The sequence below is a fragment of the Chitinilyticum piscinae genome (assembly GCF_015223195.1).
Classification (GTDB): domain Bacteria; phylum Pseudomonadota; class Gammaproteobacteria; order Burkholderiales; family Chitinibacteraceae; genus Chitinilyticum; species Chitinilyticum piscinae.
Map to the genome: position 1 here is coordinate 394919 of NZ_JADFUA010000001.1, position 15126 is coordinate 410044.

A 15126-nucleotide genomic window follows, 5' to 3' on the forward strand; every position below is an offset into this window, starting at 1 on the left:
CCATGCCGCGTTTCTATCTGCCCCAGCCGCTTGCCGCCGGCAGCGAATTCAATCTGCCCGAAGCTCAGGCCCGCCACGTCCAGGTTGTGCGCATGCAGCCAGGCGAGGCCATCACGCTGTTCAATGGCGAGGGTGGCGAATACACCGCGGTGATCACCGAGATGGGCAAGCGAAATGTGGCCGTACGCATCGCCAGCCATGACGACGCGCACCGTGAATCACCGTTGCACCTGACCCTGGTACAGGTCATGACCGCGGCCGACCGCATGGATTACACGATCCAGAAAGCCACCGAACTGGGGGTGAACATTATCCAGCCCATCACCAGCCAGTACTGCCAGCAGCGAGTCAGTGGTGAACGCGCCGAAAAGCGCCTGGCACACTGGGAAGGTGTGGCCGCGGCAGCTGCCGAGCAATGCGGGCGCACCCGTGTCCCGCAGATTCTACCCATCCTCAGTCTCGAGCATTGGCTGGCCAGACCCTGCGCAGCAGAGCTCAAATTGTTGCTGTGCCCGACGGGCGCGGTGAACTGGAACAGCCTGCCGGCAAGTGCTGACAGCGCGATCATGCTGGTTGGCCCCGAAGGGGGGTTTAGCGCCACCGAAGACGAGATGGCGATTGCGCAAGGTTATACTCCGGTCGTGCTCGGCCCGCGTCTGTTCCGCGCCGAGACCGTCACTCCGGTGGTCGCCGGACTGCTGCAGGCCCGTTACGGCGACTTCTGAACGGCCGCGTATTACCCGATGCTCCGCTCGCACATTTGCGCGATAATGCGCGGCTTGACCGGAGGCATCCATGAACAGCAGGCAGCTCTATTTCCGTATTCTGGGTGAAATCAAACCCTACTGGCACATTGTTGTGTTCAACATGCTGTGTCTGGGACTGGCCGCCGCCGTCGATGCGGGCATGTCGCTGCTGCTCAAACCACTGATCGACCAGAACCTGAAAGCCGACTCACTGGCACAAACCGCGGCCTGGGTCGTGCCTGCGCAGATTTTCGGGCTGGCCGTACTGCGCATGCTGACCAATTTCGGGAATGAATACACCAGCAACTGGCTGGGTACCCGCGTCGTCGCCGATCTACGCGACAAGATGTTCGCCCGCATGATTGCCATGCCGGTACGCTTTTTTGACCAGAGCTCGACCGGCGTGCTGATTTCGCGCATCACCAATGACGTGAACCAGATCATGCAGGCCGGTATCCAGGTGATGACGGTATTCATTCGCGATACGCTCTCAGTGTTCTTTTTCCTGGGCGTGATGTTCTATCAAAGCTGGCAATTGTCGCTGCTCTGTATCGGTTTAATACCTGTCGTTGCAATCAGCATCCGGGTAATTGGCAGGCGACAGCGCCGTCTTGCTCGCGAATCGCAGAATCAGCTGGGGATTATCACCAGCACACTGGACGAAGCTTTTTCCGGCCAGCGGGTTGTCAAAATATTTGGAGGTCAAGACTATGAAAAGCAGCGTTTCGGGGGCGTCAACAACCGTCTGCGCTTGGTCAATGTCAAGCAGACGGCCACCTCCAGCCTGAACTCCAGCCTGATGATGCTCATGATCGGCATCACCCTCGCCGTAGTGATCTACTTTGCCACACTGCAAGCACAATCCGGGGCACTCTCCGCTGGCGGTTTTGTCTCCTTTATTTCGGCCATGATGCTCATGCAGGCACCGATCAAGAGCATCACCAAGATGAACGAGCAGCTGAACAAGGGTCTGGCTGCTGCCGAATCAGTCTACGGCGTGCTCGACCAGTTCACCGAAACGGATACCGGCAAGCACAGCATGGCCCGTGCCCAGGGCAATATCCGCATCGAAGGCCTGCGCTTCCACTACGGCGACAGCAACAAATGGGCGCTCGACGGCATTGATCTTGAGGTGCGCGCGGGCGAAAGCATCGCACTGGTCGGTTCGTCCGGCTCCGGCAAGACCACGCTCGCCAACCTGATGCCGCGCTTCTACGAGCCGGTCGAAGGGCGCATCCTGCTTGATGGCGTTGCCCTGGCCGATTACCAGCTCGGCAATCTGCGCAGCCAGATCGCACTGGTCAGCCAGGATGTGGTGCTGTTCAACGATTCGGTCAGCGCCAACATCGCCTATGGCGACGCCAGGCCCGACATGGAACGCATCCGCGCGGCGGCCGACGCGGCGTTCGCCACCGAATTCATCGAACAGATGGCGCAGGGCTTTGATACCGAGCTGGGCGAAAACGGCGTACGACTCTCTGGTGGCCAGCGCCAGCGCCTCGCCATCGCCCGCGCCATCTACAAGAATGCTCCGATCCTGATTCTGGACGAAGCCACCTCGGCGCTCGACACCGAATCGGAACGCAAGGTGCAGGCCGCGCTGGAAAACCTGATGAAAAACCGCACCACGCTGGTCATCGCCCACCGACTGTCGACCATCGAAAACGCCGACCGCATCGTGGTGATGCGCCACGGCAAGATCGTCGAAACCGGCCGCCACGCCGAACTGCTGGCGCAAGGCGGGCTGTACACGCAGATGCACGCGGTGCAGTTCAGCGACGCGGCATAAATAACAAGGGTATTGGCCTGCAGCCCTTTTATATCAAGGACCACAAACCAATACCCAGCAATCGCAGGGCGGGCACTTTGCACTCGCACCTTGCCGTGCCATCAATGCGCGGGTTGATAAAACCAACCCGCAAGGCTTCCGGCTCGGCCAGTTGGGTTGGGTTGAGCGCAGCGAAGCCCAACGTAGTTGCGAAACAATGTTGGGCTTCATTTCATTCAGCCCGACCTACGCGCTAGAGATCGACGTGCAGAGCGTACCCAAAACCGAACGTGCCAGATAGAGTCGCCAACTGCGGATGGGTAAATCATGATCCGAGACCAGGCAGTTAGATTGGCTTAAAATTCCAATCTTCTTTTGTTTTGAGTTGGTCGGTTGAAATCAATTCAAACCCATTGTTGCACTTTTGCTCCGTGATTTTTTTTGCGATTTGTTCGCCAACAAAAAGAGTTGAGTTTCCGTTGTTGGTGTATTTTATTCTAAAGAACGCGGGGGACTTCTCTTTGATTTTTAGCGTGGTTATTGATTTTATCAGTCCTTGCTCGGTTTTTCGAAAATGCTGTCTATGTCTGCAATGGCTTCAATATCATTTTGCGGAAGGCGAGCAACGTAATATTTTTTACCTGTTAACGAAATGCCTTTTTTATTTGATATTGACACTGATGCGTATCGGTGTGGTTCTGGCCAAAGAGGGGCAAGTATTTTCATGAGGGTCTCACTTATTAGCGTGAAATAATGCCCTTGCTAGGAGCGCATGTCGAATTCCATTGGTCCAGAGTTGCAAATTAGGTGTGCTTTTTCAGGGAATTCTTCAATTTTTAAGTTCCTATTGGTTGCGTACCAAGGAAAAAAGCCATGCTTGATGCTTGGTAGATCGGCCCTGGAATATTCCTTGTCATATAAAACCCAGTCGTTGACATGCTCTCTGCTGCCGCGATCATTTCGAAATTTGAGTGCGTAGTATTTTTTCATTTATCTGATCCGAATTGGATTTTTTCCGCCGGGGGCGGATAGCCTGCGTAGGGACCATTAGCGTAGCGTAATCGTCCGGACGTGCCATGCGTACGAATACGCTTTGCTATTCGTACCTACCGCGCTGCATCTTCAAAAACCGGTAATACACCGTCTCGGCGTTGAAAATCGCCACCATCAGCCCCGCTCTGCCATCGAGAAAGCCCAAGCGCAAAAAGTAGGTACGCAAAAATGCCCACAGTCCGCGCGTGACGGCCTTGCCGACGCTGGCGGTTTCGCCGCGGGCGAGGCGCTGCTGTGCGCCGAGGCTGGAGTAGTGTTCGAGCTTTCTGAGTACATCGCTGTAGCTCTCGTACGAGTAGTGCAGCAGCTCGCCCTTGAGCCGTGCCGCCTTCCCGTTATAGCGCAGGCTTTCGTGTACCAGATCGTCGGAAAAGCGTGCGCTGCCGCGCTTGAACAGCCGCGCGATCCAGTCGGGATACCAGCCGGAGTGGTGCATCCAGTGCCCGCAAAAGCTCGACAGGCGGTTCAGCTCGTAGACTTCGGCCTGCGGATTGCTGATGGCGGCCCGGATGCTGGCAGCGAGTTCCTGGGGCACGACTTCGTCGGCATCGATCAGGAAAATCCAGTCGGTGGCAAGCAGATCCACCGCGCGGTTTTTCTGGATACCAAAGCCCGGCCAGTCCTCGCTGTGGTGGATTTTGACGCCATGACGGGCGGCGATCGCCAGCGTGTCGTCGGTGCTGCCGGAATCGAGCAGCACCACCTCATCGGCAAAGCCGAGCGAGGCGAGGCATTCATCCAGCCGCAACGCGGCATTTTTGGTAATCAGGGCGACGCCCAGTGTAGGGGTGGTCATAGTTCGGCAAACGCGGTATCAACAGAGCAAGCTGATATAATCGGCGATTTGCAGCGGGCGGCACAAGCCGCCCTACCGAGATAGGGTAGCCCATGAACATTCTGGTGACCGGCAGCGCCGGCTTTATTGGCATGCACCTGTGCGAGCGGCTGCTGGCGCTGGGTTACACCGTCACGGGCATCGACAACTGCAACGATTACTACGACCTGGCATTGAAAGCCGCGCGGCTGGCGCGCCTCGAGGGTCAGGCCAACTACCGTTTCATCCGGCAGGACGTGGCCGACGATGCCACCCGGATGCTGATCCGCGAGGGAGGATTTGATGCGGTCGTGCATCTGGCCGCACAGGCTGGGGTACGCTATTCGCTGCAGCAGCCGCTGGCCTACAGCGCGTCGAACCTCACCGGCTTTACGCAAATTCTGGAAGGCTGCCGCCACGGCAAAGTCGGCCACCTGATCTTCGCGAGCTCGTCGAGCGTGTATGGCGGCAACCGCAAGCTGCCCTTCTGCGAAACCGATCCTACCGACCATCCGGTAAGCTTTTACGCCGCGACCAAGAAGGCCAATGAAGGCATGGCGCACTCCTACGCGCACCTCTACGGCCTGCCGGTGACCGGCTTGCGCTTCTTTACCGTCTACGGCCCCTGGGGCCGACCGGACATGGCCTATTTCAGCTTCGCGCAGAAAATCATGAGCGGCGAGACCATCGACGTGTTCAACCACGGCCAGATGCGCCGTGACTTCACCTACATCGACGACATCGTCGAAGGCATCGTGCGCTTGCTGCCCCTGCCGCCGCAGGCCGACCCGGCCTTCGATGTGCTCAAGCCGGTGAACGGCAGCAGTTGGGCGCCGTATCGCATCCTGAATATCGGCGGCAGCAATCCGGTGAACCTGATGGATTTCATTGGTACGCTCGAGAAGCATCTTGGACGCGAGGCCAGCAAGCGCTTTCTGCCGATGCAGGATGGCGACGTACTGGAAACCGCCGCCGACACCACGGCGCTGACCCGCGTGATCGGTGAAGTGAATCCGGTGAATATCGACGAGGGCTTGCGCCGCTTTGTCGTCTGGTTCAAGGATTTCTACGGTGTCTGAACGCCTCATCGTCGCCAGCCCGCTGCCGCGCCCGCAGGTGAAGCGCGCGCTGGTGATCAAGCTGCGCCACCATGGTGACGTATTGCTCGCCAGCCCAGTCATTGCGGAGCTTGCCGAGCAATACCCAAATGCCGAGATCGACGCGCTGGTGTACCACGACACACGCGAGATGCTCAGTTTGCATCCGGGCCTCGCACAACTGCACACCATCGGCCGGGACTGGCGCACGCTGAACCCGCTGGCGCAGCTCAAGCGCTGGTGGCCGCTGTTTCAGACACTGAAGGCACGCCGCTACGACCTGATCGTGAATCTCACCGATCACTGGCATGGCGCGCGGCTGGCCCGCTGGCTGAAGCCGGCGCTGTCGGTCGCCCCGAAAGCGCAGCGCGACAGCAAGTGGGCTGACCGCGCGTGGAAGAAATCCTTTACCCACCTGTTCCCGATTCCACGCGGCAATACGCGCCACACGGTGGAAATGCACCTCGACGCGCTGCGCCGCATCGGCATTCAGCCGGTCAAAAAGGAGCTGGGCTTTGTCGCTGGCGAGGCCGCAGACGCGAGCGTGGCACAGAAGCTGGCGGCCGCCGGCGTCGAAGCCAACCGCTTTATCCTGATTCACCCGACCTCGCGCTGGCTGTTCAAGACCTGGCCAGTGGCGCACATGGCGGCGCTGATTGATGCGCTCACCGCGCGCGGCGAGCAGGTGGTGCTGTCGGCAGCGCCAGCCAAGGCGGAAATGGACTGGGTGGCACAACTGAACGCCGCGCTCACCCGCCCGGTGGCGCTGGATCTGTCCGGTCAACTCAACCTGAAAGAACTTGGCGCGCTGATCGCCTCAGCACGCGCCTTTGTCGGCGTCGATTCGGTGCCCATGCATCTAGCCGCTGCCCAGCAAACCCCGACGGTGGCGCTGTTCGGCCCGTCCGGCAATATCGAATGGGGGCCGTGGCAGGTGCCGCATCGCCTGCTCACCGCCGATTTCCCCTGCCGTCCCTGCGGCCAGGACGGTTGCGGCGGCGGCAAGGTCAGCGATTGCTTGGCCGCCATCGCGCCCACTAGCGTGCTTGCAGCACTCGATGAGTTACTTGCAGAGGTGCCACGATGATCCGACTGGCCATTGTCCGACAGAAATACAACCCACACGGCGGCGCGGAACGCTTTGTCTCTCGCGCACTGAAAACCCTGTGTCAGCGTCAGGCGCTCGATGTCACTTTGCTGACCCGTGACTGGCAGGATAGCGGTGGCTGGCACTGCGAAAAGCTGCGCCCCTTCCATCTGGGCCGCGCCTGGCGCGAGAAGGCTTTTGCCCACGCGGCGCAGAAACAATTCCACCGTTTCGATCTAGTGCAAAGCCACGAGCGCATTCCTGGCTGCGACATCTTTCGCGCTGGTGACGGCGTGCACGCGGTATGGCTGGAGCAGTATTCCCGAACCCAGTCAGCGCTGTCCAATGCACTGCGGCGCTACAGCCCCTTTCATCGCCATATTCTGGCGGCGGAAGCAGCGATGTTTGCCGACCCGAAACTGAAAATGGTGATCTGCATCTCGGAGCAAGGCAAACAGCAGATCTGCGAACGTTTCCATGTTCCGGATGATAAGCTTTGCGTGATCTACAACGGCGTCGATACCGACTCGTTTCATCCCAAACTGGCCGAAAAATACCGCTATATCCAGCGGCAAGCATGGCAAATTCCACAGGATGCGCCACTACTCGCGTTTGTCGGCTCGGGTTTCGAGCGCAAAGGAGCCGCCCGGGCGCTGCAAGCAATTGCCGCTCACCCCAACGTCTATCTTGTCATTGCCGGTCGCGACAAATCAATTAAGCGCTACCAGAAATTGGCCGTGCAGCATGGCGTTGCCGAACGGGTACGTTTTCTGGGCGGCGTCAACGATATCAAGCCAGTGTACGGCGCAGCCGATGCGCTGATCCTGCCCACCCTGTACGAACCCTTCGGTAACGTCTGCCTTGAGGGGCTCGCCTGCGGATTGCCGCTATTTACCAGTACGATGTGTGGCGCGGCGGAGTGGATTCGTGAGGGCGAAAACGGCTGGGTACGCGATGCACTGGACATTGACGGTTTTGCCTCAGCCATTGCTGACTGGCTGAACAAACGCAACGAATGGCCAAGCTTGCGCGCCAACGCGCGTGCGACCGCCAAACCTTTTACCCTGGAGCGCATGGGACAGGAGCTGGAAGCCCTGTACGCGCGCCTGCTGACTACGGAATCCGAAGCATGAGCCACACCCCGGCGAAACCACGCACGCTGCGCATCCTGCATACCGAATCCTCCTGCGGCTGGGGCGGCCAGGAAATCCGCATCCTGACGGAAGCAGCCGGCATGATCGCGCGCGGCCACGCCGCCACCATTCTCGCCTGCCCGGATTCGAACATCGCTAGGGCGGCCAAGAATCACGGCATTCCGGTGGTCGAGCTGCCGATTTTCAAGAAGCGCCCATGGAGCCTGTGGGCCATGCGCTGTTATCTTGCCAAGCATGCACAGGATTTCGACGTCATCAATACGCACAGCTCGACCGACGCCTGGCTGATCGCGCTGGCCGGCTTGTCGGTGTACGGCATGCCGCCGGTGGTGCGCACACGGCATGTGTCGACCGCGATCAACAATCTGCCGTTCACCCGCTGGCTGTACCTGCAGGCCACCCGCCATATCGTCACCACCGGCGAAAAACTGCGCCAGACGCTGCATGCGGACAACCGCTATCCGCTGGAACACATGGTGTCGATCCCGACCGGCATCGACCTCAACCGTTACTGCCCCGGCGACCGTATCGTGCAGCGCGCGAAGCTGGGCCTGGCCGAGCGTCCGACGCTGGGGATTGTTGCCACGCTGCGCAGCTGGAAAGGCCACTGCGACCTGCTGCCGGTGTGGGCAAAGCTGCAGACGCGCTTTCCCAACTGGCAGCTGGTAGTCTGCGGCGATGGCCCCCGCCGCGAAGCGCTTGAAGCCCAGACGGATGAACTGGGCCTGCGAAACTCGGTGCACTTCGTTGGCAATCGCGAAGATGTCGAGGAATGGCTGCAGGCCTTTGACCTGTTTACCCTGCCGTCCTACGGTAACGAAGGCGTACCGCAAGGTCTGATGCAGGCAATGGCCAGCCGATTGCCAGTGGTTTCAACCACAGTGGGAGCGATTGCCGAGGCGGTCGTCGACTGTGAAACAGGCTTTCTGGTTGATCCACGCCAACTCGACCAGCTGGAAGCTGCATTGGCAAAACTGATGGGTGACACGGCATTGCGCGAGCAGATGGCCGACGCGGCGCTAGCGCATGCCCGGGCACGTTTTGGCAGCGAGCACATGCTCGACGCCATGAGTATCGTCTTCGATAATGCCATCAAGGCGGGCGCATGAGCCGCGCAGCGGGTCGTCTGCAGCTGTTTGCACGGGCCTTGCCACGTTTTTGCTGGCAAGGGCTTGCGCGGCTGGCCGGTGTGCGTCGTCGCCCGGCACAAATCCACCGCATTCTGATTGCGCATCACCTGCTACTGGGCGATACACTGATGCTGACAGCACTGCTGGCCGCACTGCGCCAAAGATATCCGTCTGCACGATTGGTAATGACTTGCCCTCAAGCCATTACCCCCCTTTACTCCACACACCCCTACGGCGTGGAAGTCATCGGCTTCAACCCGCGCCAGGCCGATACCGTGCAAGCGGTGCTACGCAGCGGCCCGTACGATCTGGGTATCGTTCCAGGTGATAACCGCCATGCTTGGTTGGCGCTCGCCGCCGGCTGCCGCTGGATCGTCGCACACGCCGATGACACTCCGGCCTGGAAAAATTGGCCAGTCGACGAAGCCATTCCCTTCCCCGATACACCGACTGCCTGGGGCGACATGGCCGCGCAACTGGGCGGGGGTGACGGCAGCCTGCGCTACCGGCCCAGCGACTGGCCCGCCCCGGCCGCCAAACCGTTCGCGCAGCCCCGCCAGCCCTATGTGGTGCTGCACCCCGGCGCGTCGACACCGCTGAAATACTGGCCTTCTGATCGGTGGATCCAACTCGCTGCCTGGCTGGTGGAGCAGGGTTATCAGCCGGTCTGGAGCGCAGGCGCGAAGGAGACCGCGCTGATCGACACCGTCGACCCGCAAGGGCTGTATCCGAGTTTTGCCGGCCAACTCGACTTGGCGCAACTGTGGCAATTGCTTGCCGGCGCTGCGGCACTCATCTGCCCCGATACCGGCGTCGCGCATCTGGGGCGGCTGACCAATACGCCGACACTGGCGCTGTTCGGCCCCGGCAATGCGCTAATCAGCGGTACTGGCCAATTCTGGGCCGACAGCACCTTTGTCGCACTGACCGAAACGGATATTTCCTGTCGCAACCAAACTGTTCTTTTCCGACGCAACAAAGACTGGATCCGCCGGTGCGGGCGTAACACCGCTCAATGCGCAAGTGTGCAGTGTATGGATAGTTTGGATCTAGTGCGAGTCAAAATTCAATTAAGCAGAATTCTGCAGATTGAGAAAAGCAATGAATGAATCATTCAAAAACACAGACAGGAAGATTTTGCTATTAGGCTGCGCAATGGCCTTCCTACTGGCTTTATTGCCGTTGTCACACACGCAAGGAATCCGATTTGGGTTACTACTCTTGGGTTTGTGCTGCATATCATGGAGACAGATGGGCTCGATGCGCTGGGCTTGGCCCTTGGTAATCTGGCTTGGGTTTGCCTGCACAACCCTCATTTGGTCAGCATCTCCAGATCTTTCTAAACGTGCTTTATGGCTAGACGGACTTCTTCCAATCATAGCATTCGTTCTTGTATATCAAGCAAGCCAATCAAAACCAGCATGGTTGGAACTTGGCTTCATCGCGGGAATGTTATTACTTTCCGCCATTATCGTATATGGTAAAACCCGGGGGGTCCCGTTAACCGTAAACGATAAATTTGATGCTGGTCCTGGATATTGGTACCCTGGAGCTGGTACTGCAAGTACAGTATTGGTGTATCTCCTGCCACTCGGATTCTACCTATCTGATCAACCCAGAAAAAAGTCGAAATTTATAGGCATAAGCTTCATCGCTATAGCCACAGTCGCCGCGACATTCACTGGCAACCGGTTTTTCTGGATTGCTGCTCTTGCAAGTTTATTCTGTTACATCCTGCTGGCTAGTTCATACTCCTTTAAGCGCATGCTGTGCATTTTGCTGGTAGTCTGTGCCGTTGGCAGCATTGGAGTGAGGCTTGCCAATACACAGCGTGGCGCCGTTAATCTTGAGCGGGGTTTGAGTTATACCGCGGTTCGTGATGCACGGCCGCAAATATGGGCATTCTGGCTTGATCGAGTAAAAAACCGACCGTGGCTAGGTAAAGGGCTTGGCACCCTAACGCCTGTTACAGGCGAGATTATTACACCTGAAAATCGTCTCTTCATCAAATTGGCTCACGCTCACAACTATTGGCTAAATGTTGTTTTACAAAGCGGTTTGGCAGGCCTGATTTTAGTGATTACAGCCTATATCTCGGTGATGCGGGAATTCTTGCGTCATTTTTCGTCAGCACGCCGAGAAGTTGCAGCCGGTCTAGCCGTATTGGTAGCGATGCTTGCAAAGAACTTCACGGATGACTTCATGCACGGAGCAACCGTTATGCTCTTCTGGTCCTGCCTGGGGTACTGGCTTGCTCAAGCAAAACACAAGTCACTTAATGATCAGCAGACACCCGTCACCCCTGCTTCAGCTCAATAAATACTAATTAGCGTAGATCATGAAAATCCTACTAATTCGCCGTGACAATATTGGTGATCTGGTCTGCACAACACCCTTATTTGATGCAATCCGGCTGCATTTTCCCAATGCATACATTGCCGTTCTAGCCAATAGCTACAATGCAGACATTCTTGCTGGAAATCCGGCCATCGACAAGGTTTTTGTATACACCAAAGCCAAACATCGCAACCTGGGTCAAAGTCGCCTAGGTGTTTACCTAGAGACGGCCAAGCTAATCCTGAGACTGCGTAGGCAAAAATTCGATTACGCAATTCCAGTTGGTGGGGGCTGGTTCAAGCAAGCCATCAAATTCGCCAGATTATCAGGTGCCAGACATATCATCAGCTTCACTCCAGAAAATGGTAGGCTCTCCGGCGTTGACATCCCTATCCCATATAATCGCAAACAACCCCGGCACGAAGTGGAAGACATCTTTCGTCTGCTTGCGCCTCTAGGGATCGAAGGTACACCCGGATCACTAAAGGCTTTTACAGACCCGGAAACACTGACAAAAATGCAGATGCATTTCCAGCCACTGAATGGGCGGACTGTGCTGGGTGTTCATCTGAGTGCTCGCGAAGCAAATCGTCGCTGGCCTGCTGATCGTTTCATCACGGCTATCCGCAAGCTCACGGCGAGCCACCCGAACCTAGGTGTTGCCCTGCTCTGGGCCCCTGGTAGCCAATCCGACCCCAAGCATCCAGGAGATGATGAACTGGCCGCGGAAGTAGTCGCAGCTCTTGCCGGACTGCCTGTACTACCAGTTCCAACATCCAGCCTACATGAGCTCACTGCGGCCCTAAGCTGTACCGATCTTGACCTACTAAGTGACGGAGGTGCTTTGCATATTGCCGCCGCAATGCAAAAACCGATCGCTGCGATGTTCGAAAACCGGCAGGAAAAGCTGACGCGCTGGTATCCATGGCGATGTCCGCACCAGCTGATTATTGCCCCCGAGCTGGCAATACGGGACATTCCGTGCGACGCAGTGATTTCTGCGGTTAGTTCACTACTCGACAAGCATTTTCACAACACCGAGGCGTCTGCATAATCCGGATATTCCTTAACATCCCCCAATTCGGGCATGTTTTAGTAACCTTCTTTCTTCAATCCGTCTAGTTGTGGATCCAACCTCAATGACCGTTGCCAACTCCGTCGGCATCGTCACCGCCCAGAAGGCGGTGTTCGATCAGCCCATTACGCTTTCCAGCGGCGCGGCCCTGCCGCGTTACGAGCTGATGTATGAAACCTACGGCACGCTGAATGCCAATGCATCGAACGCCATCCTGATCTGTCACGCGCTGTCGGGGCATCATCATGTCGCCGGCAAGTATGCGGAAACCGACAAGGCCGCCGGCTGGTGGGACAATATGGTCGGCCCCGGCAAGCCGATCGATACTGATCGCTTCTTCGTGATCGGACTGAACAACCTCGGCGGCTGCCATGGCTCGACTGGACCGTCGTCGATCAACCCCGAGACCGGCAAGCCCTATGGCTCGACCTTCCCGCTGGTTCTGGTACGCGACTGGGTGGAAACGCAGGCGCGGCTGGCAGACCGGCTGGGCATCAAACAATTCGCCGCCGTGATCGGCGGCAGCCTCGGCGGCATGCAGGCGATGCGCTGGGCAATCAGCCACCCCGAGCGCGTGCGGCATTGTCTGGTGATCGCCTCGGCACCCAAGCTCACCGCACAGAACATTGCCTTCAACGATGTCGCACGGCAGGCCATCCTGACCGATCCCGAGTTCCACGGCGGCGATTACTACGAGCACGGCGTGGTTCCCAAGCGTGGCCTGCGTCTGGCGCGCATGCTCGGCCACATCACCTACCTCAGCGACGACGGCATGGGCGAGAAATTCGGCCGCGAATTGAAGAGCGGGGAATACAAATACGGCTTCGATGTGGAATTCCAGATCGAATCCTACCTGCGCTATCAGGGCGACAAGTTCTCCGGCATGTTCGATGCGAACACCTACCTGCTGATGACCAAGGCACTCGATTATTTCGACCCGGGCCGGCATTTTGGTGGTGATCTGGTGGCCGCGCTGAAAACCACGCTGGCGAAATTCCTCGTCGTGTCGTTCACCAGCGACTGGCGCTTCTCGCCGGCGCGCTCTCGCGAAATCGTCAAGGCATTGCTTGATGCCCGCCGCCCGGTTTCCTACGCCGAGATCGAATCCGCGCACGGACACGATGCCTTCCTGATGGATGACGAGCCGTATTTCGGCGTAATGCGCGCCTACCTGAACAACATCGCCAAGGAGATCGCAGCATGAGCGCCGTTAATACCTTGCGCCCCGATCTGAAACTGATCGCCGGCTGGATCAAGCCGGGCAGTGCTGTGCTCGACCTGGGCTGTGGCGATGGCGAATTGCTGCATTGGCTGGCCAGTCACAAGCAGATCCAGGGCATGGGCGTGGAAAAGGATGTCGGCCAGGTGGTCAGCTGCGTTGAAAAAGGCTTGAGCGTGATCCAGTCCGATCTGGAGTACGGGCTGGCGCAGTTCGAGGACGGCCGATTCGACGACGTAGTGTTGTCGCTGACCATCCAGGCCATGCACAACATCGAGGGCATCCTGCAGGAAATGCTGCGCGTCGGTCGTACCGGCATCGTCACCTTCCCCAACTTCGGCTTCTGGGAAAACCGCTGGCAGATTGCCACCGGACGGATGCCGGTCTCCGAAACCATCCCCTACCAGTGGTACAACACGCCGAACATCCATTTCTGCACGGTCAACGATTTCGACCGGCTGCTGGGCAAGCTGGGCATGCGCATCGACGAGCAGATCGTGCTGCATCAGGGTGAGCCCGTCGAGTTCCTGCCCAATCTGCTGGGCAGTCTCGCGCTGGTGCGCTTCAGCAAACGCTGAGCTACAGTTAAACCCGCCTGTGCCACACCGGTACCGGCGGGTTACGCTGCCGTTTTTGCTGGGGGATAGGCCATGGCTGAATCACGTACCATCCGTTTTGGCATCATCGGCACGGGTAGCATCGCTGCGCGCTTTGTCGTCGGGCTAGCACATGTTCCTGGCGCGGCCGCCGTGGGTACTTATAACCGTACCCTAAGCAAAGCCTTTGCTTTCAATGCCCAGCACAACATACCCCACACATACGATTCGGTAGCAGCGCTCCTTGCCAGTGACATCGACGCGGTCTACATTGCCACCCCGCACCCCAGCCACGCCAGTCTGAGCATCGCCGCACTGCAAGCCGGCAGGGCCGTGTTATGCGAAAAACCGGCCGCGATCAGCACGGCCGAGCTGGATGCGGTTCTGGCCGTCGCCCGGGACACGGGCGTACTGTACATGGAGGCAATGAAACCGCCCTTCTTCCCGCTGTACCGCGAAATCCGCCAGCGGATTGATGCCGGGGAAATCGGAGAAGTACGCTTTGTCCGTGCCGGCTTTGCCAACCCGAACGTGCCCGCCGGACACGCAGTACTCGACCCGGCGCAGGCTGGCGGCAGCCTGCTCGACATCGGGATCTACGGGGCCTTTCTGGCCGTCGACTGGCTGGGTGCCGCGCTGGATGTACAGGCACTCGGGCGGATCGGGCCAAGCGGCGTGGACACGTTTGCCAGCATCCAGAGCCGGCACGAGCGTGGCATCAGTCAGTTGTACTGCGGGCTGGACTGCGGCGGATCGGGCGAAGCACTGATCGCGGGTTGCTCGGGGCACATCGTCATACACGAGAAATGGTGGAACCCGTCCCGCGCCACAGTGGTCTGCGCCAACGGCCATCGGGAAGAACTGGCAAGCATCCCGCAGGGCAGCGGCTTAAATTACGAAACCGCACACTTTTGTGAGTTGCTTCGTGTTAGTCAGCACGAAAGTTCTACAGTGTCTTGGCCTCACTCTCGGAATGCTTTGGAGCTTATTCTGTTGGCTCAGCAAAAAATTTAGGCCAATTTCAACCGATAACTTGGAATTATTCAATAT

Annotated in this window: 15 protein-coding genes; 12 read left to right on the top strand and 3 right to left on the bottom strand. The window is 58.3% G+C overall.

Annotated features, from left to right (window positions below):
* The first annotated feature begins 2 nt into the window (after positions 1-2).
* Together INR99_RS01765 and msbA are read left to right on the top strand one after the other, a co-directional pair.
* The gene (locus INR99_RS01765; RefSeq protein ID WP_194114566.1) at positions 3-725 is read left to right on the top strand and encodes a 16S rRNA (uracil(1498)-N(3))-methyltransferase; all 723 of its coding nucleotides are present in this window, start codon (positions 3-5) and stop codon (positions 723-725) included.
* A gap of 70 nt (positions 726-795) precedes the next feature.
* Positions 796-2535 carry a lipid A export permease/ATP-binding protein MsbA gene (gene msbA / locus INR99_RS01770; RefSeq protein ID WP_194114567.1) on the top strand — a complete coding sequence of 580 codons (1740 nt, stop codon included), beginning with the start codon at positions 796-798 and terminating at the stop codon, positions 2533-2535.
* A gap of 528 nt (positions 2536-3063) precedes the next feature.
* On the opposite strand, the gene INR99_RS01775 is transcribed toward msbA, so the two are convergent.
* The 3 genes from INR99_RS01775 to INR99_RS01785 all read right to left on the bottom strand — a co-directional run bounded on the left by INR99_RS01775 (position 3064) and on the right by INR99_RS01785 (position 4363).
* Complete coding sequence (locus tag INR99_RS01775) at positions 3064-3240, bottom strand: hypothetical protein (RefSeq protein WP_194114568.1); 177 nt, start codon at positions 3238-3240, stop codon at positions 3064-3066.
* Positions 3241-3276: 36 nt separating this feature from the next.
* On the bottom strand, positions 3277-3504 hold the full coding sequence (locus tag INR99_RS01780; RefSeq protein ID WP_194114569.1) for a hypothetical protein: 228 nt from the start codon (positions 3502-3504) through the stop codon (positions 3277-3279).
* 106 nt (positions 3505-3610) lie between these two features.
* Positions 3611-4363, bottom strand: coding sequence for a glycosyltransferase family 2 protein (locus INR99_RS01785; protein ID WP_194114570.1), 753 nt, complete (start codon positions 4361-4363; stop codon positions 3611-3613).
* Between the two features lie 92 nt (positions 4364-4455).
* On the opposite strand from INR99_RS01785, the gene INR99_RS01790 reads away from it, so the two are divergent.
* The 10 genes from INR99_RS01790 (at position 4456) to INR99_RS01835 (ending at position 15090) form a co-directional block, all read left to right on the top strand.
* Positions 4456-5460 (top strand): NAD-dependent epimerase, encoded by a 1005-nt coding sequence (locus INR99_RS01790; protein WP_194114571.1) that lies wholly within the window; start codon positions 4456-4458, stop codon positions 5458-5460.
* Complete coding sequence (gene rfaQ / locus INR99_RS01795) at positions 5453-6565, top strand: putative lipopolysaccharide heptosyltransferase III (protein WP_308431426.1); 1113 nt, start codon at positions 5453-5455, stop codon at positions 6563-6565. Before INR99_RS01790 ends, rfaQ begins: the two co-directional genes overlap by 8 nt.
* A complete protein-coding gene (locus INR99_RS01800) occupies positions 6562-7698 on the top strand; it encodes a glycosyltransferase family 4 protein (protein WP_228098029.1) in 1137 nt (378 codons plus the stop codon). Before rfaQ ends, INR99_RS01800 begins: the two co-directional genes overlap by 4 nt.
* Entirely contained in the window at positions 7695-8828 is a 1134-nt protein-coding gene (locus INR99_RS01805; protein WP_194114572.1) for a glycosyltransferase family 4 protein, read from the top strand. The genes INR99_RS01800 and INR99_RS01805 overlap by 4 nt, the downstream gene beginning before the upstream one ends.
* Complete coding sequence (locus INR99_RS01810; protein WP_228098030.1) at positions 8825-9958, top strand: glycosyltransferase family 9 protein; 1134 nt, start codon at positions 8825-8827, stop codon at positions 9956-9958. Before INR99_RS01805 ends, INR99_RS01810 begins: the two co-directional genes overlap by 4 nt.
* On the top strand, positions 9951-11168 hold the full coding sequence (locus INR99_RS01815; protein WP_194114573.1) for an O-antigen ligase family protein: 1218 nt from the start codon (positions 9951-9953) through the stop codon (positions 11166-11168). Before INR99_RS01810 ends, INR99_RS01815 begins: the two co-directional genes overlap by 8 nt.
* A gap of 19 nt (positions 11169-11187) precedes the next feature.
* Entirely contained in the window at positions 11188-12240 is a 1053-nt protein-coding gene (locus tag INR99_RS01820; RefSeq protein ID WP_194114574.1) for a glycosyltransferase family 9 protein, read from the top strand.
* A gap of 85 nt (positions 12241-12325) precedes the next feature.
* Positions 12326-13465, top strand: coding sequence for a homoserine O-succinyltransferase MetX (gene metX / locus INR99_RS01825; RefSeq protein ID WP_194114575.1), 1140 nt, complete (start codon positions 12326-12328; stop codon positions 13463-13465).
* Entirely contained in the window at positions 13462-14058 is a 597-nt protein-coding gene (gene metW, locus INR99_RS01830; protein ID WP_194114576.1) for a methionine biosynthesis protein MetW, read from the top strand. The genes metX and metW overlap by 4 nt, the downstream gene beginning before the upstream one ends.
* A 72-nt stretch (positions 14059-14130) precedes the next feature.
* Positions 14131-15090 (top strand): Gfo/Idh/MocA family protein, encoded by a 960-nt coding sequence (locus INR99_RS01835; protein WP_194114577.1) that lies wholly within the window; start codon positions 14131-14133, stop codon positions 15088-15090.
* Positions 15091-15126: the final 36 nt, after the last annotated feature.

What these genes read in the sequence shown, in the direction of transcription:
- INR99_RS01765 (WP_194114566.1), top strand. Translation starts at nt 3, where the DNA reads ATGCCGCGTTTCTATCTGCCCCAGCCGCTTGCCGCCGGCAGCGAATTC.
- msbA (WP_194114567.1), top strand. Translation starts at nt 796, where the DNA reads ATGAACAGCAGGCAGCTCTATTTCCGTATTCTGGGTGAAATCAAACCC.
- INR99_RS01775 (WP_194114568.1), bottom strand. Translation starts at nt 3,240, where the DNA reads ATGAAAATACTTGCCCCTCTTTGGCCAGAACCACACCGATACGCATCA.
- INR99_RS01780 (WP_194114569.1), bottom strand. Translation starts at nt 3,504, where the DNA reads ATGAAAAAATACTACGCACTCAAATTTCGAAATGATCGCGGCAGCAGA.
- INR99_RS01785 (WP_194114570.1), bottom strand. Translation starts at nt 4,363, where the DNA reads ATGACCACCCCTACACTGGGCGTCGCCCTGATTACCAAAAATGCCGCG.
- INR99_RS01790 (WP_194114571.1), top strand. Translation starts at nt 4,456, where the DNA reads ATGAACATTCTGGTGACCGGCAGCGCCGGCTTTATTGGCATGCACCTG.
- INR99_RS01800 (WP_228098029.1), top strand. Translation starts at nt 6,562, where the DNA reads ATGATCCGACTGGCCATTGTCCGACAGAAATACAACCCACACGGCGGC.
- INR99_RS01805 (WP_194114572.1), top strand. Translation starts at nt 7,695, where the DNA reads ATGAGCCACACCCCGGCGAAACCACGCACGCTGCGCATCCTGCATACC.
- INR99_RS01810 (WP_228098030.1), top strand. Translation starts at nt 8,825, where the DNA reads ATGAGCCGCGCAGCGGGTCGTCTGCAGCTGTTTGCACGGGCCTTGCCA.
- INR99_RS01815 (WP_194114573.1), top strand. Translation starts at nt 9,951, where the DNA reads ATGAATGAATCATTCAAAAACACAGACAGGAAGATTTTGCTATTAGGC.
- INR99_RS01820 (WP_194114574.1), top strand. Translation starts at nt 11,188, where the DNA reads ATGAAAATCCTACTAATTCGCCGTGACAATATTGGTGATCTGGTCTGC.
- metX (WP_194114575.1), top strand. Translation starts at nt 12,326, where the DNA reads ATGACCGTTGCCAACTCCGTCGGCATCGTCACCGCCCAGAAGGCGGTG.
- metW (WP_194114576.1), top strand. Translation starts at nt 13,462, where the DNA reads ATGAGCGCCGTTAATACCTTGCGCCCCGATCTGAAACTGATCGCCGGC.
- INR99_RS01835 (WP_194114577.1), top strand. Translation starts at nt 14,131, where the DNA reads ATGGCTGAATCACGTACCATCCGTTTTGGCATCATCGGCACGGGTAGC.